The 20,248-nt window shown below is 69.3% G+C and carries 24 protein-coding genes; 6 read left to right on the top strand and 18 right to left on the bottom strand.

All coding sequences use genetic code 11. The features are described from left to right. Positions 1-38: 38 nt before the first annotated feature. From J7E96_RS13835 to J7E96_RS13855, 5 genes are all read right to left on the bottom strand, one after another. The gene (locus tag J7E96_RS13835) at positions 39-464 is read right to left on the bottom strand and encodes an Hsp20/alpha crystallin family protein (RefSeq protein ID WP_285439451.1); all 426 of its coding nucleotides are present in this window, start codon (positions 462-464) and stop codon (positions 39-41) included. A 145-nt stretch (positions 465-609) separates the two neighbouring features. Further along, on the bottom strand, positions 610-1,068 hold the full coding sequence (locus J7E96_RS13840; protein WP_215131362.1) for an SRPBCC family protein: 459 nt from the start codon (positions 1,066-1,068) through the stop codon (positions 610-612). Positions 1,069-1,153: 85 nt separating this feature from the next. After that, positions 1,154-2,386 (bottom strand): aromatic acid exporter family protein, encoded by a 1,233-nt coding sequence (locus J7E96_RS13845; RefSeq protein ID WP_215130999.1) that lies wholly within the window; start codon positions 2,384-2,386, stop codon positions 1,154-1,156. A gap of 61 nt (positions 2,387-2,447) precedes the next feature. Further along, complete coding sequence (locus J7E96_RS13850; protein ID WP_215131001.1) at positions 2,448-2,981, bottom strand: hypothetical protein; 534 nt, start codon at positions 2,979-2,981, stop codon at positions 2,448-2,450. A gap of 145 nt (positions 2,982-3,126) precedes the next feature. Next, on the bottom strand, positions 3,127-3,615 hold the full coding sequence (locus tag J7E96_RS13855; protein ID WP_308295962.1) for a carbohydrate ABC transporter permease: 489 nt from the start codon (positions 3,613-3,615) through the stop codon (positions 3,127-3,129). On the opposite strand from J7E96_RS13855, the gene J7E96_RS13860 reads away from it, so the two are divergent. Next, complete coding sequence (locus tag J7E96_RS13860) at positions 3,538-4,182, top strand: substrate-binding domain-containing protein (protein ID WP_251069852.1); 645 nt, start codon at positions 3,538-3,540, stop codon at positions 4,180-4,182. The two genes, J7E96_RS13855 and J7E96_RS13860, sit on opposite strands and share 78 nt — an antisense overlap. 164 nt (positions 4,183-4,346) lie before the next feature. Continuing rightward, entirely contained in the window at positions 4,347-5,141 is a 795-nt protein-coding gene (locus J7E96_RS13865; RefSeq protein WP_215131007.1) for a VOC family protein, read from the top strand. Positions 5,142-5,234: 93 nt separating this feature from the next. On the opposite strand, the gene J7E96_RS13870 is transcribed toward J7E96_RS13865, so the two are convergent. Further along, the gene (locus tag J7E96_RS13870; RefSeq protein ID WP_215131009.1) at positions 5,235-6,689 is read right to left on the bottom strand and encodes a glyceraldehyde-3-phosphate dehydrogenase; all 1,455 of its coding nucleotides are present in this window, start codon (positions 6,687-6,689) and stop codon (positions 5,235-5,237) included. A gap of 192 nt (positions 6,690-6,881) precedes the next feature. Here J7E96_RS13870 and J7E96_RS13875 point away from each other — a divergent pair, with 192 nt between their 5' ends. Continuing rightward, the gene (locus J7E96_RS13875) at positions 6,882-7,313 is read left to right on the top strand and encodes a protein-tyrosine phosphatase family protein (protein WP_215131011.1); all 432 of its coding nucleotides are present in this window, start codon (positions 6,882-6,884) and stop codon (positions 7,311-7,313) included. 67 nt (positions 7,314-7,380) lie between these two features. Here the strand turns inward: J7E96_RS13875 and J7E96_RS37315 are convergent, their stop codons facing one another. Next, positions 7,381-8,160 carry a PP2C family protein-serine/threonine phosphatase gene (locus J7E96_RS37315; RefSeq protein ID WP_251069853.1) on the bottom strand — a complete coding sequence of 260 codons (780 nt, stop codon included), beginning with the start codon at positions 8,158-8,160 and terminating at the stop codon, positions 7,381-7,383. A gap of 1,227 nt (positions 8,161-9,387) precedes the next feature. On the opposite strand from J7E96_RS37315, the gene J7E96_RS13885 reads away from it, so the two are divergent. After that, complete coding sequence (locus J7E96_RS13885) at positions 9,388-9,882, top strand: hypothetical protein (RefSeq protein WP_215131013.1); 495 nt, start codon at positions 9,388-9,390, stop codon at positions 9,880-9,882. Between the two features lie 12 nt (positions 9,883-9,894). On the opposite strand, the gene J7E96_RS13890 is transcribed toward J7E96_RS13885, so the two are convergent. Then, the gene (locus J7E96_RS13890) at positions 9,895-10,482 is read right to left on the bottom strand and encodes a TetR/AcrR family transcriptional regulator (protein WP_215131015.1); all 588 of its coding nucleotides are present in this window, start codon (positions 10,480-10,482) and stop codon (positions 9,895-9,897) included. A gap of 93 nt (positions 10,483-10,575) precedes the next feature. Here J7E96_RS13890 and J7E96_RS13895 point away from each other — a divergent pair, with 93 nt between their 5' ends. Beyond that, positions 10,576-10,992 carry a nuclear transport factor 2 family protein gene (locus J7E96_RS13895; RefSeq protein ID WP_215131017.1) on the top strand — a complete coding sequence of 139 codons (417 nt, stop codon included), beginning with the start codon at positions 10,576-10,578 and terminating at the stop codon, positions 10,990-10,992. 89 nt (positions 10,993-11,081) lie between these two features. Here J7E96_RS13895 and J7E96_RS13900 read toward each other — a convergent pair whose 3' ends face one another. From J7E96_RS13900 to J7E96_RS13920, 5 genes are all read right to left on the bottom strand, one after another. Beyond that, positions 11,082-11,348, bottom strand: coding sequence for a DUF4235 domain-containing protein (locus J7E96_RS13900; RefSeq protein ID WP_215131020.1), 267 nt, complete (start codon positions 11,346-11,348; stop codon positions 11,082-11,084). Further along, positions 11,348-11,782 (bottom strand): DUF3618 domain-containing protein, encoded by a 435-nt coding sequence (locus J7E96_RS13905; protein ID WP_215131022.1) that lies wholly within the window; start codon positions 11,780-11,782, stop codon positions 11,348-11,350. The genes J7E96_RS13900 and J7E96_RS13905 overlap by 1 nt, the downstream gene beginning before the upstream one ends. Then, the gene (locus tag J7E96_RS13910; RefSeq protein ID WP_215131024.1) at positions 11,779-12,210 is read right to left on the bottom strand and encodes a phage holin family protein; all 432 of its coding nucleotides are present in this window, start codon (positions 12,208-12,210) and stop codon (positions 11,779-11,781) included. Before J7E96_RS13910 ends, J7E96_RS13905 begins: the two co-directional genes overlap by 4 nt. Before the next feature lie 115 nt (positions 12,211-12,325). Next, complete coding sequence (locus J7E96_RS13915) at positions 12,326-12,913, bottom strand: phosphatase PAP2 family protein (RefSeq protein ID WP_308295941.1); 588 nt, start codon at positions 12,911-12,913, stop codon at positions 12,326-12,328. 26 nt (positions 12,914-12,939) lie between these two features. Beyond that, positions 12,940-14,019 (bottom strand): YihY/virulence factor BrkB family protein, encoded by a 1,080-nt coding sequence (locus tag J7E96_RS13920; RefSeq protein WP_215131025.1) that lies wholly within the window; start codon positions 14,017-14,019, stop codon positions 12,940-12,942. Positions 14,020-14,315: 296 nt separating this feature from the next. Here J7E96_RS13920 and J7E96_RS13925 point away from each other — a divergent pair, with 296 nt between their 5' ends. Then, the gene (locus J7E96_RS13925) at positions 14,316-15,077 is read left to right on the top strand and encodes a methyltransferase domain-containing protein (protein WP_215131026.1); all 762 of its coding nucleotides are present in this window, start codon (positions 14,316-14,318) and stop codon (positions 15,075-15,077) included. A gap of 34 nt (positions 15,078-15,111) precedes the next feature. On the opposite strand, the gene J7E96_RS13930 is transcribed toward J7E96_RS13925, so the two are convergent. The 5 genes from J7E96_RS13930 to J7E96_RS13950 form a co-directional block, all read right to left on the bottom strand. Next, positions 15,112-15,615, bottom strand: coding sequence for a hypothetical protein (locus J7E96_RS13930; RefSeq protein WP_215131027.1), 504 nt, complete (start codon positions 15,613-15,615; stop codon positions 15,112-15,114). A gap of 349 nt (positions 15,616-15,964) precedes the next feature. After that, complete coding sequence (locus J7E96_RS13935) at positions 15,965-16,525, bottom strand: XRE family transcriptional regulator (protein WP_215131028.1); 561 nt, start codon at positions 16,523-16,525, stop codon at positions 15,965-15,967. Between the two features lie 17 nt (positions 16,526-16,542). Further along, positions 16,543-18,654: a helix-turn-helix transcriptional regulator gene (locus tag J7E96_RS13940; RefSeq protein ID WP_215131029.1), complete on the bottom strand. Its 2,112-nt coding sequence runs from the start codon at positions 18,652-18,654 to the stop codon at positions 16,543-16,545. Between the two features lie 31 nt (positions 18,655-18,685). Continuing rightward, on the bottom strand, positions 18,686-19,027 hold the full coding sequence (locus J7E96_RS13945) for a hypothetical protein (RefSeq protein WP_308295942.1): 342 nt from the start codon (positions 19,025-19,027) through the stop codon (positions 18,686-18,688). Positions 19,028-19,249: 222 nt separating this feature from the next. After that, entirely contained in the window at positions 19,250-20,140 is an 891-nt protein-coding gene (locus J7E96_RS13950; RefSeq protein ID WP_215131032.1) for a DUF6397 family protein, read from the bottom strand. Positions 20,141-20,248: the final 108 nt, after the last annotated feature.

Consider the following 20,248-nt stretch of genomic DNA (forward strand, 5'->3'; position numbering starts at 1 on the left):
GGACCTGGACCGCGGGCCCCGGTCCCGCCCCTTCTCGGTCAGCCGCTGATCTGCTTGGGGGCGCTTCCGCCCGTGATGGAGATCTTGCGCGGCTTGGCCTGCTCCGCGACCGGAATGGTCAGGCGCAGCACACCGGCGTCGTACGACGCGTCGATGCGCTCGGTATCGAGGGTCTCACCCAGGAACATCTGGCGGCTGAAGGATCCCGTCGGGCGTTCCGCGATCAGGACTTCCGCGTCCTCGCCCGCGTGGGAGCTGCGCTCGGCCTTCACGGTCAGCACGTTCCGCTCGACGTCGAGGTCGATCGACTCCGGGTCCACACCGGGCAGGTCCACCTCGACAACGAAGGTGTCACCGTCCCGGTAGGCGTCCATCGGCATGGCCGTCGGCCTCGCGGCGGTGCCGACCAGCTGCTGGGTGAGGCGGTCGAGCTCGCGGAAGGGATCGGTACGCATGAGCATCATCGGTCACTCCTTTCCCGTATACGGGATGCACATGGCGACAACACCTATACAGCTCGCGGCAGCAAAGTTGACAAGCCCGCGCTCAGTTTGTTGTACGGCGACGGCCCTGGCGCCACGCGCCAGGGCCGCTGTCTCCGTACGGCCGTCAGCCGGGCTTGATGCGGCCGCGCCAGCCCCCGGACTCGCCGCCCTGGTGCTCGATGAACTCCTTGAAGCGCCGCATGTCACCCTTGATGCGCCGGTCGATCATGCCAGTCATATCCGCGGTCTTCTCCGCCGCTCCACTCGCTTCGACGTCCATCACGAGCTCCACCCGTGTATGCGTGTCGTCGACGCGCTGGAACCTGACCATGCCCTTCTGCCGCGTATCGCCACTGGTGGTCCGCCAGGTGATCCGCTCGTCGGGGAGCTGGTCGACGATCTCGGTGTCGAACTCGCGCTTCACTCCCCCGATCTTCGTGGTCCAGTGGTTGTGACGGTCGTCGATCTGCCTGACCTCCTCAACCCCCTCCATGAAGTTCGGGAACTCCTCGAACTGCGTCCACTGGTTGTAGGCGGTGCGGACGGGGACCTCGACCTCTACCGTCTCCTTCACCGTGCTCATCTGCGCCTCCTCCTGGGTGACGCGCGGCAGCGTGCCTGCCGCGCGGATCTTGGCACGTAGGTGCGGGTACCCGATCATCGCGTCTCTAGTCGAAGGTCTCTTCGGACAGCTCGCGCGACCGTCCGACGCGCATCCGGCCCCGGAGCCTGGCCACCAGCGGGTACTTCTCCCGCTGCTCGCGGGACTGCCGGTCCAGCTCCTCGACCAGCCGCATGGACCGCTTCTCCACGTCCAGCTCGTCCAGGATCCGGTCGATCTCGGCCAGCAGCGCTCCGTGCAGCTGCCACTGGCGCGGGTGTTCCCGGACGCCGTCGAGGAGGAGGTGGGCGACGATCTCGCGGCTGGCGCGACTGGCGGCGAGCTCCTTGTTGAGCCGTACCTCCGCCTCTTCCGCGTTGGCGCTGACCTGCGTGGTGATCAGTACGGCGAAACTCTCGATCGCCCGGGACATGTGGATGAACAGCTCCCGCAGGGCGGTGGCGATCTCGGTGGGGAAAAGCGGCTCCTCCGTCCGCGCCTTGGCAAGGTCGGTGAGGGTGCGGCACGCCGTGCGGAGCACCACCGCCGAGATCTCCAGGGTGTCCAGGCCGGTGCGCAGGACGATCCGGAAGAGCAGTCCCTCCTTGACGCGGGGGTTCAGGCGCAGGCTGTCCTCCGCCTGTCGCAGGGACGCGTCCACTTCCACGATGTCGTGATCCAGCCGACGCGCCTCGTGCAGCACTTCAGCGGCCTCCGCGACGGTGGTGTGGCCGCGTACCTGGTCGCCGAGACGCATCAGCAAGTCCCGCATGCGGCCCGCGAGACCCTCGATGGCCGCACTGGCGGGCTGCACCCACACCGGTGGCGCGAACAGGACGTTGAAGAGCAGTCCGACGACCGCCCCGATCAGCGTCTCCAGTACCCGGTCCCAGGCCGTCGCCGCCACTCGCGTCACACCCAGCACCAGCATGGCGCTGATCGCCACTTCGGGGACGAACTCACCGGCTTTTACGAAACGGCCGATGGTCAGCGAGGCGAGGATGATCAGTCCGAGGCTCCACCAGCTCAGCCCGACCAGCGAGCTGAAGCCGATGGCGATGACCACCCCGGCCACCACCGAGTTCATGCGGCGCATGCTGGTGGTGAGGGTCGCGTACAGGGTGACCTGGACGACCAGGAGTGCGGTCAGCGGTGCGGTCAGCGGCGCCGGTTCACTGCTGAGCATCAGGGCGACGACGTAGGAGATCACCGCGGCGACGGTGGACCGCACGGTCTGTACGACCACGGGTTCTTTGTGCCGCCGGACGAGGTTCAGCAAAGGGTCGGTAACTTCAGGCACCCTTAGCTTGTTCCCGCTCACCTCTCACCCAGGCACCATCGGCCGTCAATCACCCGTGCGCTCAGTCGTCGAGAGTGATGCGCAACTTGGCGTAGTCGCCGTAGAAGACCGCCTCCGCCTGCCCCTCGGCATCCGTGTACTTGCCGGTGCCGCCGGTGATCGCCGCGTCGCCGCCGTACGTGCCGGAGCGGCGGTGGTCGGCCGTGCCGCTCAGGGTGATGCTGCCGTGGTCGGTGCGCAGAACGCTCTGGCACTGCGCGACGACGGCGTGCGGGGTCACCTCGACAGCGCTGCAGTGGGCCGTGGCGTCACCGATCTTCTTGCCGGGCTTGCCCTTCTTGAACTCGTACAGGTAGGCGTACGAGGTCCAGTCATCACCCTTGCGCAGCGAGCGCGCCATGGTGTCCGAGTGCTTGTGCGCGAGCCAGTTGAGCACCTTGGCCTTGGAGTCCTCCTTGGAGTCCGTCTTGGACTCGGCCCGGGGCAGGGGGGCCGCTGCCGCCTGCGCGGTGAAGGCGAGGACACCCGTGGCGGCCATCGCCATGGCAGCGGTGGTCACAGCGGCGGACAGCTGTCGGGCACGGATACGGAGCATGGAACCTCCAGGAGATGAGAGTGGGCGAATGCGCGAACCCACCTCAACGCCTGGAAGGAGTTCCGGCGTGACCGCCACGTGCGGGGGTCACCCGCCTGGTTGCGGATTGTCACCTCTTCGGCCTTCACCGGAAGGTGACAACCGGTCACTTCCCGATTCCGTCGGCGAGACCCTTGACGATGTAGCGCTGGCCGAAGACGAAGAGCAGCACCACCGGTACCGCCGCGATCACCATGCCGGCGAAGACGACGGGGAAGTCGGTGCCGTGCTTGCTCATCAGGCTCGTCAGGCCCACCGGGAGCGTCTGTACGTCGCTGCCGTTGGTGAACACCATGGCGAAGAGGTACTCGTTCCAGGCGAAGAGGACGTGCAGCAGCACCGTGGAGGTGATGATCGGCTTGCACATCGGCAGGATGATCCGCCAGAACGCGGTCCACCGGCTCGCGCCGTCGATCTCGGCCGCCTCGTCGACCTCGCGCGGCAGGTCGATCATGTAGGCGCGGATGAGGAACGTGGTGAAAGGGACGCGGAAGGCGGTGTACAGGATCAGCAGCGCTTGAGCGATCCCGCCCCTGCGGACCCGACCTCCCGGGCCAGGGGCTTCGACACCATCGTGCTGAGCACGTATGAGAATCTCGACGAGGAGATCGCGGCGACGAACGTGCTCATCGACAAGCGCGTCGACGGTGTCATCGTCGGGTCCGCGGCCGTCGGGCGCGGTGAAGTAGCCCATATCCGCACGGCGTTGGACCGGGGCATCCCGGTCGTGCTCGTCGACCGGGCGATCGCGTCGCTCGATCTCGATGCCGTCGTCATCAACAACCGGGACGCGGCGCGGGAGGCGGTCGAGACGCTCATCGCGGCCGGGCACCGCCGCATCGGATTCGTATGGGGGCCGCCCGTGGCGAAGGCACCCCGGACCCGGCGTGAACTGCTCGCCGGCACGGCGCGCAATCTGTGGACCGACGGGGAGCGTCTGCGCGGCTACCTCGACGCGCTGGACGACGCGCGCATCCCCTTCGACCCCGAGCTCGTGATGATCGGGCCGAAGACCGAGGAGCGGGCCACCGAGGAGGTCGTACGCCCGTGCACCAACTGGGCGCGAAGGCGGCCGAGGTACTCCTCGATCCCCTCGAAGGAGCCGAACCCCGCCGCGATACGCACACGCTCCGCGCGCGCCTCGTCGTGCGCTCTTCGGTAGCCCCACCGCGGCCTTCCTGAAGCTGCCTGTCGCACGGGAGCATGACGCGCGGCGTGCTCGGCGCCGCGCGCTCGTCCCGTCCCGGCGCGCATCTCGCGCGGCTCGACCAATGACTGGATACCGCAACAAACCGGACCAATCATCGAGCAGGAGAGAGCGAATCCATGGCGGCACTACCAGAGGGCACCCCATGCTGGGCCGACGCGATGTTCACCGATGTGGAGGGCGCCAAGAGCTTCTACGGCGACGTGCTGGGCTGGACCTTCGGTGAGAGTGCGACGGAGTACGGCAACTACACGCAGGCGTACTCGGACGGCAAGGCGGTGGCGGCGGTCGTCCCGCCGATGCCCGGCCAGGAGAGCCAGTCGGCCTGGTGCCTGTACTTCGCGTCGCCGGATGTAGGCGCCACCGCCCGGAAGATCCGTGACAACGGCGGTGAGGTGGTGATGGAGCCGATGGAGGTCGGCGACTTCGGCTCCATGCTGATCGCGAAGGATCCCAGCGGTGTCACGTTCGGTGCCTGGCAGGCGGGCGCGCACGAGGGCTTCGAGAAGCGCGGCGAGCCGGGCTCGTACGCGTGGGCCGAGGTCTTCACGCGCGCCCCGGAGAAGTCGGACGCCTTCTTCCCCGCCGTCTTCCCGTACAGCGTGCAGCGGATGGAAGACGACACCATGGACTTCAAGGTCTTCAATGTCGGTGACGAGACCGTACTGGGGAGGATGAGGATGACGGACGAGTTCCCGCCGGAGATCCCGCCGTACATCCAGGTGTACTTCACCGTTGACGACTGCGACGCGGCGGTGTCGAAGACGACCGAGCGCGGCGGCGAGCTGCACTTCGGGCCGATGGACAGCCCGTTCGGCCGGTTCGCGGCGCTGACCGATCCGCAGGGCGCGGCGTTCGCCGTGATCGACATGAAGACGACGAAGGGCCAGATGCCGAAGATGTCGTCTGCCTGACCTCAGCCCGCGACCCCCTGGCCCCGGCCGCCGTACGCGGCAGTCGGGGCAGGGGGTCGCGGCGCTCTGCCGGGCGGCGACAGTCCGAACAGGTCAGACCGCGGGGGCCGGGTAGGTCGGGTACTCCACCCCGGATACGTGCTGGACGACGCGGATGACCTGGCAGGAGTAGCCGAACTCGTTGTCGTACCACAGGTAGAGAATCGCGTCGTCGCCCTCGACCTTGGTGGCGCCTGCGTCGACGATCGAGGAGTGGCGCGAGCCGATGAAGTCGCTCGACACCGCGTCGGGGGCGCTGGTGAAGTCGATCTGGCGCTTGAGCGGCGACGTCAGCGACACGTTGCGGAGGTAGTCGAGGACTTCCTCGCGGGTGGTCTCGCGGCCGAGCCGCAGGCTGAGGATCGCGATCGAGACGTCCGGCACCGGGACGCGGATCGAGCTGCCGGTGATCGGCGCCTTGAGATCGGGCAGCGCCTTGGCGACGGCGGAGGCGGCACCGGTCTCGGTGATGACCATGTTGAGCGGCGCGGAGCGGCCGCGGCGGTCGGCCTTGTGGTAGTTGTCCAGCAGGTTCTGGTCGTTGGTGAACGAGTGGACGGTCTCCACGTGGCCGCGCAGCACACCGTACTCGTCCGCCATCGCCTTCAGCGGCGGCACGATCGCGTTGGTGGTGCAGGACGCGCAGGACAGGATCTGCTCGTCCGGCTTGATCGTGTCGTGGTTGACGCCGTGCACGATGTTGGGGACGTCACCCTTGCCCGGCGCGGTCAGGACGACCTTGTCGATGCCGGGGCGCAGGTGCTTCGACAGGCCCTCGCGGTCGCGCCACTTGCCGGTGTTGTCGATGAGGATGGCGTCCTTGATGCCGTACGCCGTGTAGTCGACCTCGGACGGGTCGTTGGCGTAGATCACCTTGATCTCGTTGCCGTTGGCGATGATCTTGCTGTTCGCCTCGTCGACGGTGATCGTGCCCTGGAACTGACCGTGGATGGAGTCGCGGCGCAGCAGCGAGGCGCGCTTGACCAGATCCTCGACGGCCCGGCCGCCGCCCCCGCGGACGACGATGGCGCGCAGTCGCAGCCCGTTGCCGGAGCCGGCCTTCTCGATGAGCAGGCGGGCGACGAGACGGCCGATGCGGCCGAAGCCGTAGAGGACGACGTCGCGCGACTCGCAGCGCTCGATCTTGTTGGCACCGGTGGCGCCGGCGACGGCCTCGGCGGTGAACTCCTCCACCGAGAGACCGCGGTCGTCGGTCTTGTACGTCGCGGCGAGCATGCCGATGTCGATCTGGGAAGGGCCGAGATCGAGCGTGGTGAGAACCTGCAGGAACGGCAGAGTCTCGGTGACCGAGAGCTCCCCGCCGGCCATCTGCCGGGCGAATCGGTGGGTCTTGAGGATGCTGACCACCGACTTGTTCACCAAGGAGCGGCTGTGGAGCAGGACCGTGACGTCCCGCTCCCGGTGCAGCTTCCCGATGATCGGGATCATCGACTCCGCGATCTCCTCGCGGTTTTTCCAGTTGGTGAACGAGTCATCATTGACAGTCACAGGTTTATCTTTCGAGCTAGGCGGCGCTCATATGCTAACCCCCCGCTATTTTGATCATTCAATCGGGGGCCGCCAGGGCGAGCTACCCGCACGGCGGCGCGGTGACCACTTGGCGGCGCGGTGACTCCTTGTCGATGTTGACGCAGTCGTTGCCGCTCGCCGGGTTGAGCGCGGCGTCAATAGAGTGCTCACATGACCGAGAAGTGGTGCTCGTCCGACACCGGAGTCATGAAGTTGCCCTCCGGCCTGCTCGTGCGCGGCCGGGGGCTGCGTCATCCGCTTCCCCCGGGGCCGGCTCCGTCCTTCGCCGTTTACCTCCTGGGCAAGCAGCCGCCCCCGACCACGTGGGAAGCCCGATGGCTGCGCTGGCCGGACTTCCGGCTTCCGCACGACCGCCGCCAGGCACGGGACGTACTCCAGGAAGCCTTGCGGCGGGCAGCCGCGGAGCGCGTGGAGATCGCCTGCGGCGGCGGTCGCGGGCGTACGGGGACGGCATTGGCGTGCCTGGCCGTCCTGGACGGGGTGCCGGCGGAGGAGGCTGTGACGTACGCCCGTCGGCACTACCACCCGCGCGCGGTGGAAACTCCCTGGCAGAAGCGCTTCGTGCTGCGTTTCGGCGATTGAGCATCGGCGCCCGCGTCACCGCGTTCCGGGCCGGGAACTTCCAGCCGCTCTTCCCGCCCGGCGCGCCTCAGTCGACCTGGATGGCGAGCAGGCAGGCGTCGTCGTCGTGGGCCGTGCGCGTGTAATCGGCGATGATCCGGTCGAGGGTCTCCTCGGGCGAAAGCCCCGCGTTCCCCGACAGGCTCCGGCTGAGGTTGGTGATGCCCACGGTGATGTCCTCGCCCCGGCGTTCGACCACACCGTCGGTGTAGAGGAGCAGCAGGTCACCGCCGCGCAGGGGCACCGGCGCGGTCTCGTACGCGTACCCGGGCATCAGGCCGAGCAGGGGGCCCAGGTGATCCGACGGGAGAGGGGACACCTCGTCCCCGCGCCGCAGCAGCGGGGGCGGATGGCCGGCGCACGCCCAGCGCAGGACATGGTCGTGGTCGATATGTCCGGTGATCATGGTCGCGGTCAGCGCTGTCGGATCACTGCACACGAGCTCGTTCAGCCAGGTCGCCATCTCGCCGGCCGAGGCGCCGGTCTGGGCGAGGCCGGCGAGGGCGTGGCGCTGCTGGGCCATCCGGGCCACGGCGTCCAGCCCGTGGCCCACCGCGTCTCCGATGGCGACCAGTACCCGCCCGTCCGGCAGGCGCCTGCACTTGTACCAGTCGCCGCCGACCGCCGCGTCGGGCTCGGCAGGCAGGTAGGCGGCGGCCACGGTCAGCCCCAGCTCGGCGAGCTCGGCGGAGTGCGTCGGCAGGAGTGCTTCGCGCAGGACGGACGCGATACGCCGCTCCGCCTCGGCCTGCTGGCGCAGCGCCTCCGTCTCGCGCTGGGTCTCGGCTAGGCGGCGCCGGCTGCGCATCTGGCGGGGTCAGGTCGCGCGCCACGAGGTGCACGGCCCACGGGCGGCCGTCGGTTCCGGCGACGGGTCTGCCGAGCAGGTCCAGGGTGCGTACTTCGCCGAAGACACGGAAGCGGATGCGCGTCCAGGAAGGTTCCTCGCCGGCGAGGACAGCGCTGATCAGCTCGGCGAGCGCCGGCACCTCGCCGGGCAGGACCGCGTCGCAGAGTTCCGTCAGGGACCACGGCATGCTCGGGTCCGTACGGAAGATGCGGTGCAGTCCCTCCGACCAGTTGACGGTGCCGGAGAGCAGGTCCCAGTGGCCCCAGCCGATGGAGGCGATGTGCTGGGCGTCGAGGGTCAGGATCTCGGCCTGGCCGCGGGCGGGGAGCCAGGTGGTCAGCAGTTGGTTGCCGCAGGGGGCGGCGTAATAGAGGAGTGGGGCCCGGTGCAGCCGGCCGTGCCGCTCCTCGGTGTAGTCGACGGTCAGTCCGTTGAGGGCGCGCCCGGACTTGACCACCGCGGTCAGCGCCGCCAGCAGCCCGCTCGTCGCGGCGCCGGGGCGGGCCTTCAGGAACCGCTGCCCCACCTGGCTGTCCGGTGCTTCGAGCCATTGCGAGGAGCGGACGTGGTTTCCGGCGCGAATGACGAAGTCCGTAATCTCGCCGGTCTCGTCCTTTACCGGGTCGAGGAGCGCCGCCGAGACCGGGATGGCCGACAGGCTGGAGCGCAGGCAGGCCCACGAGGCCTCGCCCTCCTCGGCCCGGCTGTCGCCGGCCGGCTCCGGTCTTCCGGAGGTGAAGGTCTCCAGTGACCGGCTGCTGAGGGGCGACGCGTGGGTGATGGCGGTCGAGAGCGGCAGGCGTGCCTTCGTCTTACGCCGTACATCCGCGCGCAACGCGGCGACCTCGCGTTCGATGAGCGACTTGAGGCCCTCCACGTCGTGCGGCAGGTCCGGCATGCCGGGGAGGCCGGGGCCGGGGAGCCCAGGGAGGTCGGGCGGGCCCGGCGGGCCCGGCGGGCCCGGCGGGGAGAAGCTCACAAGAGCGTCACCGCCCTGATGTCCAGGACATTCACGGTGACCTCCCGGCGTCGCACGTCAAGATCCGTTCATCTCGATCGTAGGTTCCGCCCCGGACCCACGCGAACGCTCGCCGACACCCGGCCGGCTGGTGACGAAGGTCCCTGCCGGACGGGACTTTAGTCCCGTGTCGCCGACTTTTCGGACGGAAACACCCAAATCAGAAGATGACGGCGATGATGCTCCGCTCCCGCGCCCGCTGGTCCGCCGCCGCGGGAGTGGAGCGACACGGAAGGAAGAGAATGCGCTGGATCGCGCTGGCCAGAGCTCAACTGAAGCGGGCAACCGACGCGTTGTTCCCGCCCCGTACCGCCTCACCCGAACCGGCATCGGACACGTTGCTCGTACGGGCGCCCACCGGAGGGGAGTGCTGGAACTGGGTCGAGCGACGCCAGATCAGTTGGCGGATAACGGGAGGTCTCGGGTATCCGTGCTGCGTCCTGCTGGAGCGCAGGACCGAGCAGGGGAAGTGGTCCGAGGCCGCGGTACTGGCCTCACAGGTGGACCCGCGTGCGCTGCGGGCGTCCGTCGTGGTGCCGGAGCTGCCCGAGGGACCGTACCGCGTACGCATCACCTCGCCCGAGCTGCCGCACGGCGCGTGCAGCCCGCCCCTGACCATCAGCCACAGCGGCACCGTCCACGTCCCCGCGACGACACGGTGAAGGCCGCTCTGGTCAGCGGCGGCCCGGTGCGTCGCCGCTTGAGCTGTCCGGAGCGAGGTCCAGCAGTCTGCGCGCCGTCTCGCGGGCATGCTCTGCCGCGGCACTGTCCCCGGAGACGGCGGCGGTGGTGATCGCGCCTTCCACGAGCAGGAGGAGCGCCCGCGCCAGCCAGTCGGCGTGGCCCGCATCGGCCACCAGACGCGCCAGGTAGTCCTTCAGGGCGTCTACGTGGTCGCGGGCGGCGGCGGCCACTTCGTCCGATGTGGCGCCCAGTTCCCCGAAGGAGTTGACGAAGGCGCAGCCGCGGAAGCCCGGTTCCCGGAACCAGGACCGCAGCCAGTCGAAGACCGCCAGGATCTGTTCCTCACCCGGCGGCCGGGCCTCGACGTAACTCGCCAGCGATGCGCGCCATCGCACGTCGCGCCGGCGCAAGTAGGCCTCCACTAGGTGATCCTTGGAAGGAAAGAGCTGGTAGAGGCGTTTGAGGGACGCCCCCGACGCGTCGCGGATCTCGGCCATGCCGACCGCCTGCAGTCCACGCCCGTAGAAGAGCGTCTCGGCTGCGTCGAGGATGCGGGTCTGTTGTTCGGCGGCTTCCATGCCAACTCTCCCCTTGCAAGAGAATCACAGTTCTCTTAGGCTACCCGCAGGCCGGGGAGAATGATCATTCTCCCGCCTGTGAAGGGGAGAGTCATGACTGACAAGAGGCCGCCGTTCCCGCCGTTCACCGCCGAGACGGCTCTGCGGAAGGTCAAGGCGGCCGAGGACGGCTGGAACAGCCGGGACCCGGAGCGGGTTTCCCTGGCCTATACGGAGGACTCCGAGTGGCGCAACCGCGACACGTTCCTGCGCGGGCGCGCGGAGATCGTGGAGTTCCTTCGCGACAAGTGGCGGCGCGAGCTGGACTACCGCCTGCGCAAGGAGCTGTGGGCCTTCACGGACAACCGCATAGCCGTCCGCTTCGAGTACGAGTGGCACAACCACGAGGACCAGTGGTTCCGCAGCTACGGCAACGAGAACTGGGAGTTCGACGAGAACGGTCTGATGCGACGCCGCTACGCGAGCATCAACGACCTCCCCATCGCGGCGAACGATCGCCGTATGGCCTGAAGCGCGAAAAGGAGCCCGATGGGCTCCGCCGGCGAGCGGACCATAGGGCTCCTCCCCGAAGCGCCGGGCCGGCCGGTCGGTCGGCCGATTCAGCCCGGCCAGGTTCCCGTCAGGCGTTGTACGGCCGTGGCACCGCCGCGGTCGACCGCCGCCTTGACCGCCGCGAAGATCGCACCCTGCACGGCAGCGGCGATCACGACCTCCCGCCAGCCGCGCTCCATGTCCGTGGCGTCGGGGGCGTCCTCGTCGTGCCCCATGACCTTCCACACCTGCTTGAAGACCATGCCGGCCAGGGCGCCGCTCACGGCGCCCATCACCAGGCCGACCGGTTTGTACGCGACCTTGGACGCTTTCATCAGCACCTCCTGCTGCGTCGCGTGGCGACCACGATTACGGCGGCGAGCGCGGCGAAACCGGCGAACACGAGCAGATCACGGCCGGGGCGCGTGGTCCTGCCGCCGGGCCGGCCCTCTTGCGGACCGGGCTCCGAACCCCTGCCGTGGAGCTTGCGTCCCAGGATGAGAGCGGTGTCCGTCAGCTGCTCGTTGGCAGAGGCGGCCTTGTCCCGTACCGGCCCGGGGGTCTTGTCGTGCACCGTATGGAGGGCATGCGCGGCCTTGTCCTGCACCACACTCTTGACCTTCGCCGCCTTCTGCTGTGCCTGCGCCTTTACGTCGGCCTTGGCTGCCAGCGCTTCGACCGTACGGCCCAGCTCCTCGCGGGTTTTCTCCACCTGCGCCCGCAGTTCGTCGGGGTTGGGCGAGGAACCGTTGCCCTTTGCCTTTGTCATCGACGTGCCCTCTCCTTGATCTCGGCCACGTCGGCCTTGACGCTGTGGATGGCCTGCTCGGGAGTGGCCGGCGTGGCTCGGCTGACCTGCTTCTTGCCCACGGCGGCGAGCACCGCCGTCACGAAGAGCAGGGCGCCGGTGACGACCAGCGCCGAGAGCCACAACGGCCAGACCAGGTCCAGGGCGATGATCGCGGTGGCCACGATGGCCTGCAGGGCCAGCAGACCCACCACGCCGGCTCCGCCCAGCAGACCGCCGCCCAGCCCGAACCGTTTGCCCTTCTGCTGCATCTCGGCCTGCGCCAGGCGCAGCTCCTGCCGCATCAGCTGGGAAATCTGCTCCGACGCGTGCTTGACCAGATCGCCCACCGACTCCCCGTGAGACTCCCCGGTGTCCGTGTGGGGCCGTTGGTCCACTGACGTGCTCATCGTCGTGACCTGCCTTTCCTCGACCTGCCCGCTGGTGGCTGTCAATCAAGTCGTAGCCCTTACTTCGTGTGCCCGCCAGCGGACAGCCCACGCGCCGCCGCCGAACAGACCCGCCCTACAACAGGGCGCGGAGCAGCAGGCGGGGCGCGTGATGCACCAGCAAGGCGCTGCCCACACCGATGGCGGCGCCGGCCACGACGTCACTTGGGTAGTGCGCCCCGGCCTGGACGCGCTCCACGGCCACCATCACGGTGGGAACCGCGGCTGCCGCCCCCACCCACGGCGAGGTGAAGGCCACCGCGGTGGTGAAACCCACGGCGGCGGCGGTGTGCCCGGACGGGAAGGACGAGCTGTCCGGCCGGTTGTCGGCACCGTCGTGCGGGATCATGTCCGTGGGTGGCCTTCGCCGCTCGTACAACTGCTTGCACACCGCGTTCGACACCAGTTGGGCACAGAGCATGCTGACCACTCCCCCGGCCGCGGCCTTGCGCTGCGACGCGCCTCCCGCGACAGCCATGGCCAGGGCCACGCCCCACCACAGTTTGGTCCGTTCGGCAGCCGCCTCCACCGCCGGGAGCACCTGGCGCGTCCAGGGCGAGTCCCAGGAGGCGGCCCGGTGGGTGAGCTGCCGGTCGAGGCGGCGCATGTCGTGGAGGAGGCGCGTGACGGCCTGTTTCGACCGCGCGACGTCAACCCCGTCCACCCCTCTGCTCAGGCGTCCCGGCACAGTCAGTCGCTGCCCATCTGCTTGCGGTCCTGATCAGTCCACTTGCGTGTGTCACGCGGTTCGACGTAGGGCTCCTCTTCGCTGGGGTGGCCGCCGGCGATCGCGCGTTCACGGGCCATCTCGGCGTCGAACTCCAGGCCCAGCAGGATCGCCAGGTTCGTGATCCACAGCCACACCAGGAAGATGATCACACCGGCCAGGGTGCCGTACGTCTTGTTGTACGAAGCGAAGTTCGCCACGTACAGCGCGAAGCCCGCCGAGGCGATCAGCCAGATCACCAGGGCCAGGAAGCTGCCGGGGGTGACCCACCGGAAGCCGCGGCCCCTGGCGTTCGGTGATGCCCAGTACAGCAGGGCGATCATGATGGTGACCAGCAGGACGAGGACCGGCCACTTCACGATCGACCACACGTTCAGGGCACTGTCCCCGATGCCCAGGGTCCTACCCAACTGCCGGGCGAGGCCGCCGGAGAACACCACGATCAGCGCGCTGACGCACGCCAGGATCATCAGCACCAGCGTCAGGACAAGCCGCAACGGCGTGAGCTTCCAGACCGGCCGGCCTTCGGGGATGTCGTAGACCGCGTTGGACGTGCGGATGAACGCGGCCACGTATCCGGACGCCGACCACAGCGCAACCAGCAGACCGACGATCGCCAGGATCGATCCCGTACCGCTGCCACTGGCCTGCAGTTGCTCGACCGCCCCGGTGATGATGTCGCGGGCGGAGCCGGGCGTCAGCTTCGCGATGTTGTCCAGGACGCTCTTGGTCGCCGACTCGCTCGCGATGCCCAGGATCGACACCAGCACCAGCAGTGCGGGGAACAGCGCCAGGATCCCGTAGTACGTCAGCGCCGCGGCGCGGTCGGTCAGCTCATCGTCCTTGAACTCTGCCGCGGTGCGGCGCAGCACGCCGCCCCACGACTTCTTGCCCATCTGGGTGGGCTTGTCAGGAGCGTTCCGTTCCACCTGTGGGTCCGGCCCCGCACGGCTGCCGGGCTCCCCGGCCGACGCGGCTTCCGCCTGCGGGCGATCACGTCCCTGATCGTCGTCTCCATGCTCTTGTCGCCACTTCGATGCCATGACCTACGAGTAACCGCAAAATCCGGGTTCTGCACGTGGAGCCGGTGCTCGACTTCGACGTTTTCGGGTAATCGCGTGGCATTCGGGTGTCTCGCCCAACGCCACGCGCCACCTTCTGCGGCAGGTGGCGCCGCCCTGCGTGCCTGCCGGCCACCGTTTTGGCGCCGTACGGACGCCCATGGGCGGTTGTCCGCGCGGACGAGCGATCTCCGGTACGCAAAAAAACGCCTCCTGCCAGCAGGGATGCGCGGAAAATTCTCTTTGACTTCATCCATTTCCGCCGAAATGATCCGGGTATGTCACGCACTTTTGACGACCTCGTATCGGAGGCCGAAGCCGTATCGGTGGACGGCTGGGACTTCTCCTGGCTTGATGGCCGCGCCACCGAGCAACGCCCCTCGTGGGGATATCAGCGCACGATGAGCGAGCACTTCGCCCACGCGTCCGCCGCCCTCGACATCCAGACCGGCGGCGGGGAAGTGCTCGCCGGAGCGCCGAAGCTGCCGCGGGTGATGGTGGCCACGGAGTCCAGGCCGCCCAACGTCGCCAAGGCGACCAGGCTGCTGCACCCGCTCGGCGCCGTCGTCGTCGCGGACGCGGACGAACCTCCGTTGCCGTTCGCCGACGGCGCCTTCGACCTGGTGACCAGCCGTCACCCGGCGACGGTGTGGTGGGAGGAGATCGCCCGCGTGCTTCAGGGCGGTGGCACGTACCTCGCCCAGCACGTCGGCCATTCCAGCGTCTTCGAACTCGTCGAGTACTTCCTCGGTCCACAGCCCGGGGAAGTCCGCCGCGCACGCCATCCCGACGACGAACGCCGGGACGCCGAGGCGGCCGGCCTGGAGGTGACCGACTTGCGATTCGAGCGGCTGCGGACCGAGTTCTTCGACATCGGCGCGGTGATCTACTTCCTGCGGAAGGTGATCTGGATGGTCCCCGGCTTCACCGTCGACCGGTACCGCGACCGGCTGCGGGAACTGCACGACAAGATCGAGAGCGAGGGGCCGTTCGTGGCCCACTCGACCCGCTTCCTCATCGAGGCCCGTAAGCCCGTCTGACTGGAATCCGTGTCCCCCGCGCGCGCTCCTGCTGCTACCGGCCGAACGCTCCGGCGCTGTAGAGGTACAGAGCGACGACCCCCGCCACACAGACCAGGACGACCCAGGAACTGAAGCTCGTGTGCCTTCCTCGCCGCCGCTGCTTGCCGGACCGGCTGATGCGGCCGGACCGTCTGGAGCGACCGGAGCCGTCGGCGCCCTTCGAGCGGCCGGCGCGCGACGGGCCGCCCGGCACTCGCGGCGCCGCATCGACAGCGGCCTCCGCGAGCAGGCGGCGGCAGGTGGTGGCTAGTTCGCCCGTCCCGGCGGCGAGCGGCACTATCGCTTCCGAACGCGCCGGAGCCGTGGTGCCGCCGTCGAGTATGCGGCCCGCGCGCACGAGTATCTCGCCGCGGCCTCCCGCCGGAGCGAGGCTGATCCAGCGCTGCACATGCTCACCCCGGATAACCACGCCCCCCGACCGGTCCCGGTACACGGTGTGCTCACGCCACAGCACCTCGGCCAACTCGCTGGCGATGTCCCTCAGTTGCCCACTCATTCCTCCCCCTTCGCTCCACGGCACGTCGATCAAGCAACGCACTCTAGCGACAGGTCCACACCAAGTCCGTCGCGGGTCCCGGCGTACGTGGCACATCGCTGAGCATCGCGGCCACGAGGGCTGAGCCAGGACGCGAACCGGAAGTTCTCAGCTCCGGAGTCAACCCATTTCCCGTTCCGCGAAAGCGCGGAAGTTGCGCGGTGGGCGGCCAGTGAGGCGCTCGACGGTGTCGGTGGCTCGTGAGCACATGCGAGCTCACCTGGCGGCCTTCACCGCCAGAGTCCTGGAGTCCCGTGCACCACTGAATTGACCCGGCTCAGGCTCGGGCGGCCTCGGGACTCGTGAGGCATCAGCTGTAGTCGAGTTCGATGTAGTCGATGTCGGTCAGCTCCACCTGTAGGCCGGGGGCTCGGCGCCCGCGGTCCTTGAAGTACTCCTCCTGAAGGCCTTCGGCGGCGATGCGCTGCAATTGCTGTTCGGTGGCGCCCGCGGCCTGCGCGTCGAAGAGGCGGCTCGCGTACGCGGGCGGCAGGTGCTGGGTGATGAGCCGCAGCCGGCTGTCGTCCGTAGTGCCCGGCGCCGCGGTGAATCCGAACCGCGCGCGGGTCTCGATCACGATCCCGGTGGTGCTGGCGGCCTGCTTCTTGGCGCGGTCGCGGACCCTGGGCTGCCAGTTCTTGCCCACCTCGGCGACGAGGCGGGCGGCGAGGTCCTTGCGGGGCCGTTTGAACTGACCCTTGAGGTAGCGCTCCACCGTGCGCTGGGAGGTGCCGAGCCGCTCGGCCACGGCCTTGGTGGAACCCCTTTCGTGCTTCACGAGGAACCGCATCTGCGCCTGCGCGGACTTCGGAAGAGGCCGGGTGAACGTGCTCGCTTCGGCCTTGTCGAGGCTGTCGCCCAGAATGCCCATCGCTGACCCCTAGTCTCCTATTCCCCGTCGGCCGACGCGTCGCTGCCCTTGATGTGCCGGGCGGGGTTGTGGCCTTGATCGAGCAACTGCACAGCCCACATCATCGGTTGGCTGCCCTCGCACTTGACCATCCCCGGCGAGACGCCGAGGCGGAATCCCCCGGGCAGTGGCTTGTCCTCGGGCGTGCGGGGCAGGAAATCCAGCGGTGAGGGGCCGTCGGACAGGTATACGGCACAGTCAGAGAGGACGGCCACCGGGAAGAGTCCGACGCCTGCGAGCTTGAGCATTTTGCGGTGCATGTTGATCCGGGCGGCAGAGATGACGGCGGCGCGGATGTCGGGGCGCCAGGTCGGGCGCTCCAGGGCCGGCCAGCGTTCGCCCGGCCGGTAACCCAAGCCCTGCGGGCGCTCGCGCAGCTTGCCGATGCCGCCCTTGACCGTGGACTTGATGGCGGAGAGGACGGCGGCCTGCCCGGCGTCGACCTGCTTGTGCCGGTCCATCGCCGCGAGGAACTCGGCCTCACCCATTCCGGAGACGACACCGAGCCGTTCCATGGTGGCCATGTACGCGTCACGCAGCCGCGAGTACCAGGAGTCCAGGTACGGTCCGTGCTCGCGGCGGACGTATGCCTGCTCAGGCTGTACCCGGTGCCCGAGTTCCACGGCGTAGGCGACGGTCGGCGTCGCGTACCAGGCGGGGCCGTCCGGCCGGACGCCGTGCGGGGTGAACGGGTTCGGCAGGCGCGGGTCGATCTCGATATGGGACAGGTCGACGAGCCAGCTGCCGGGCAGCTTCGGGTCGAATGCCGGATTGTGGATGTGCGCGGCCGGTCCGAGGCCGACGTTCAGCCGGTTCGCCGCGGCGGCGAACGCCATGTTGACGTCGATGCCGACGGCGTAGGGCTTGGCGCACTCCTCGTCGGTGAGCAACTCGGGATCGCGGATCCACTCGTACGCCTCTTCGTCGAGGACCTCGTCGGGGGTGCGCCGGTGGCCGCGCGGGTACAGGGCGGCGACGACGGGGTGCTCGTCCGGTGCTTCCGGTGGCGCGGGGTCCACCGGGGTGGTGAGCGAACCGGGGTTCGGGCCGGACGACCACGCACCGGTCGCCGCGTCCTTGACCGCGCGGGTCGGCGGGCGCAGCGCGGTCATCAGCTCCAGGCCGGACACGGCACAGGAACCGCGCGGGGTGATGACTCTGGTGGCGTACTCGCCCAGTACCTGGGCGAGTTCCGCAGCCGGCAGCCCCGCGGCCGCACCCCAGGCACGTGCGTCGAGCGCGCCCCAGGGCACGATCGCGAACTGGACGCACTGGCGCCGGCCGGCCTGCGCCGGGCGGTACACCCTGGCCCAGGGGCCGAAACCGCGCCTGGTCGTCTTCCAGTTCGCCCGGGCGATCTGCTTGTTGACCTTGTGGTCCTCGGGCAGGCGAAGACCTCGCCGGTCCTCCAGGGCGGCCGGCAGGCCGAGCCGCTCGGCGGCCGCGGCGGTGATGACGACCAGCGGGTCGGCGTCCTTGCCGTTGCGGTTGAGCCGGGGCGCCCCCAGCTGCGCCTCGGTAAGGGCCCACTCGACCAGGGCCGGAATCGTCGTGGCCGGGCAGTCGAGCACCAGGCCGCCTACGCAGTACGCCGATCCGTCACCGTCCAGCACCGCGAGCGGGCCGTTGGCGAAGCGCGGATCGACGGCCACAGCGGTGTCGGCGGGCTCCCTCGTCGCGGGCCTCGTCGCGGCCGGGCGGCGCGGCGCCGACGGGGGCGTGCGGGCCGGGGGCGGCATTGCGGCCGGGTTCTCCGGCACTGCAGGGGAAGTTGACCGTTCCGGCGGAGCGGCTGCTGCTTGTGCATCCTGCGCGGCGCAGGCCGTTCGCGGTTCGGGCGCGGCTGCCAGTTGGGTGGCGATGCCTTCCAGGAGCTTGGCGTAGGCGGCTCGGGTGGCGCCCTGAGGCTCGCTGCGGCCTGCCTCCCATCCGGCCACGGTGGCCCGCGTGACGTCGAGCGCGGCGGCGATCTCGCTCTGGGTGAGGCCGTAGTCAGTGCGCAGCCGGGCGCGCTCGGCCGGCTCGGGCAGGTGAGTGCGGCGCGGCCCTGACCTCAGGAGGGCGTCGACGGGGTCGGGCTTGCTGGCCATGCGGCGCTTGCTCCTTCGGTGTCGGTCGTCGTCAGTCGTTGTCGGGCGCGGACGGGCGGTGCGGGGCGGCGTCCAGGAACTCGCGCAGGTGCCGGCCGGTGAGGATGCGGGCGGGATTGCGCCCCGGGGGCAGCGGGAGTCTGTGCCCCAGGGCCCACTGGAAGCGGGCGGCCGGTGCGAGGTCGAAGGCGTACTTGCCGCCCGCGGCGACGTCGGGCTCGGAGCTGACGATCCGGAAGGCGCCGACGCAGACGCCGCCATCGACGAAGGCCAGCAGGAAGTCGCCGTGCTTCCCGACGGTCTCGGTGGAAAAGCGCCACCACCGGGCCGCTCCTTCCGCAACGGTCTGGCCATTGCGAAGCGACTGCCTCACGTCCACCGCGAGCATCCGTTCACCGCCTCCGTGCCGAGCCTTCCGTGAAAGCCTTCTCTGTAGAACGACTCGATCTTAACCCAGAGCAACTCCTTTTATCGGCGGATAAACAGCGCGTCGGCAGTGACCGCGGCTCCCGGGCTGCAGCTCCAGGAGAAGGGGGAAGTGCCACCGCCGAGCGCAGCCTTCATTCGCCCCACAGGATCCCGAATCCCGTGACCGTCATGACGGTGGCTGGTCGCCAGGAAGCTTCCTGCGGCGCAGCCATGCGCGCAGCCCCCGGGAGGTTTCCGGGAGAGGGGGAGGCAGCGGGCGACGGGCCTCAGGGCGTGGAGCGGAACGGTGGTCGCGCGCCTCGTCCAGGAGCAGCGCGAGGCTCACCCGCTGCCAGAGGATCTCGTCCGGATCGTCGGCCGGCAGCAGCCGGTCCATGGCCTCGCGGGCTGCGGGCGATTCACCGTGGCGCCCCACAAGCCCTGGCCTGAGCTTGTTGAGGTAGGCGCGCTCGTAGGGGTCGTCGACGACCTCCGCAAGCTGGACGGGGTCGAGGGCCGAGCTGGTGATCGCCGCCTGCTCCCACGGGTCCTCGGTCTGTCGCGTGAGCAGGCCGAGACGTCGGCCCCGCCAGTTGCGAGCCCGTCGGTCCTCCCCCGCGTCGAGCACGGCGCGCATCCTCTGCGGAGACCTGCCGGTGAGCAGACCGGGCTCGCGAGTGGCGAACTCCTCCAGCTCTTCGACGAGATACAGCCAGACGACCGCCCGGTAGCGGTTCAGGTAGAACTTGACCGGCGTGAGGTATCCGGCGCGGGCGAGCTTGCCGAACCGGGCGGGGCTGACGCCCATCAGCTGCGCGCCCTCGGTGGCGCCTACGGTCCGTACCCGCTCACGCAGCGTTTCCTGATTCCGGTCCGCCGCCCGGAGCCTGTCGATCTCCTCGCGGGCAACCCGGCGGTGGCTGCCGTCGGCGTCAGCCGTGGTGCGGATGTGGCCGAGCAGGACGGCCAGGTCGAACTCGCTGCGCTTGAGCCCCAGTTCCTGGCTGGCCCGCGCTGCGGACAGCGGCTTGCCGGCCTGCGTCACGACGGCGGCGCGGTGTGCTTCTTGTACGACCATGATCGTCTCCCCGTGAGATGTGAATACTCTCGGTGACGACCGTAGCCTGGATGGCACGTCGCCCGCCCGGCCTGTGGATAACTTCCCCGGCCGGGCGGATACGCGCAG

Origin of the sequence: Streptomyces sp. ISL-96 (assembly GCF_018614035.1) — a bacterium.
Lineage (GTDB): Bacteria > Actinomycetota > Actinomycetes > Streptomycetales > Streptomycetaceae > Streptomyces.

What these genes read in the sequence shown, in the direction of transcription:
- J7E96_RS13930 (WP_215131027.1), bottom strand. Translation starts at nt 15,615, where the DNA reads ATGAGTGGGCAACTGAGGGACATCGCCAGCGAGTTGGCCGAGGTGCTG.
- J7E96_RS13925 (WP_215131026.1), top strand. Translation starts at nt 14,316, where the DNA reads ATGTCACGCACTTTTGACGACCTCGTATCGGAGGCCGAAGCCGTATCG.
- J7E96_RS13835 (WP_285439451.1), bottom strand. Translation starts at nt 464, where the DNA reads ATGATGCTCATGCGTACCGATCCCTTCCGCGAGCTCGACCGCCTCACC.
- J7E96_RS13940 (WP_215131029.1), bottom strand. Translation starts at nt 18,654, where the DNA reads ATGGCCAGCAAGCCCGACCCCGTCGACGCCCTCCTGAGGTCAGGGCCG.
- J7E96_RS13910 (WP_215131024.1), bottom strand. Translation starts at nt 12,210, where the DNA reads ATGAGCACGTCAGTGGACCAACGGCCCCACACGGACACCGGGGAGTCT.
- J7E96_RS13865 (WP_215131007.1), top strand. Translation starts at nt 4,347, where the DNA reads ATGGCGGCACTACCAGAGGGCACCCCATGCTGGGCCGACGCGATGTTC.
- J7E96_RS13850 (WP_215131001.1), bottom strand. Translation starts at nt 2,981, where the DNA reads ATGCTCCGTATCCGTGCCCGACAGCTGTCCGCCGCTGTGACCACCGCT.
- J7E96_RS13900 (WP_215131020.1), bottom strand. Translation starts at nt 11,348, where the DNA reads ATGAAAGCGTCCAAGGTCGCGTACAAACCGGTCGGCCTGGTGATGGGC.
- J7E96_RS13885 (WP_215131013.1), top strand. Translation starts at nt 9,388, where the DNA reads ATGACGGCGATGATGCTCCGCTCCCGCGCCCGCTGGTCCGCCGCCGCG.
- J7E96_RS13875 (WP_215131011.1), top strand. Translation starts at nt 6,882, where the DNA reads ATGACCGAGAAGTGGTGCTCGTCCGACACCGGAGTCATGAAGTTGCCC.
- J7E96_RS13920 (WP_215131025.1), bottom strand. Translation starts at nt 14,019, where the DNA reads ATGGCATCGAAGTGGCGACAAGAGCATGGAGACGACGATCAGGGACGT.
- J7E96_RS13935 (WP_215131028.1), bottom strand. Translation starts at nt 16,525, where the DNA reads ATGGGCATTCTGGGCGACAGCCTCGACAAGGCCGAAGCGAGCACGTTC.
- J7E96_RS13890 (WP_215131015.1), bottom strand. Translation starts at nt 10,482, where the DNA reads ATGGAAGCCGCCGAACAACAGACCCGCATCCTCGACGCAGCCGAGACG.
- J7E96_RS13840 (WP_215131362.1), bottom strand. Translation starts at nt 1,068, where the DNA reads ATGAGCACGGTGAAGGAGACGGTAGAGGTCGAGGTCCCCGTCCGCACC.
- J7E96_RS13905 (WP_215131022.1), bottom strand. Translation starts at nt 11,782, where the DNA reads ATGACAAAGGCAAAGGGCAACGGTTCCTCGCCCAACCCCGACGAACTG.
- J7E96_RS13950 (WP_215131032.1), bottom strand. Translation starts at nt 20,140, where the DNA reads ATGGTCGTACAAGAAGCACACCGCGCCGCCGTCGTGACGCAGGCCGGC.
- J7E96_RS13895 (WP_215131017.1), top strand. Translation starts at nt 10,576, where the DNA reads ATGACTGACAAGAGGCCGCCGTTCCCGCCGTTCACCGCCGAGACGGCT.
- J7E96_RS37315 (WP_251069853.1), bottom strand. Translation starts at nt 8,160, where the DNA reads ATGCGCAGCCGGCGCCGCCTAGCCGAGACCCAGCGCGAGACGGAGGCG.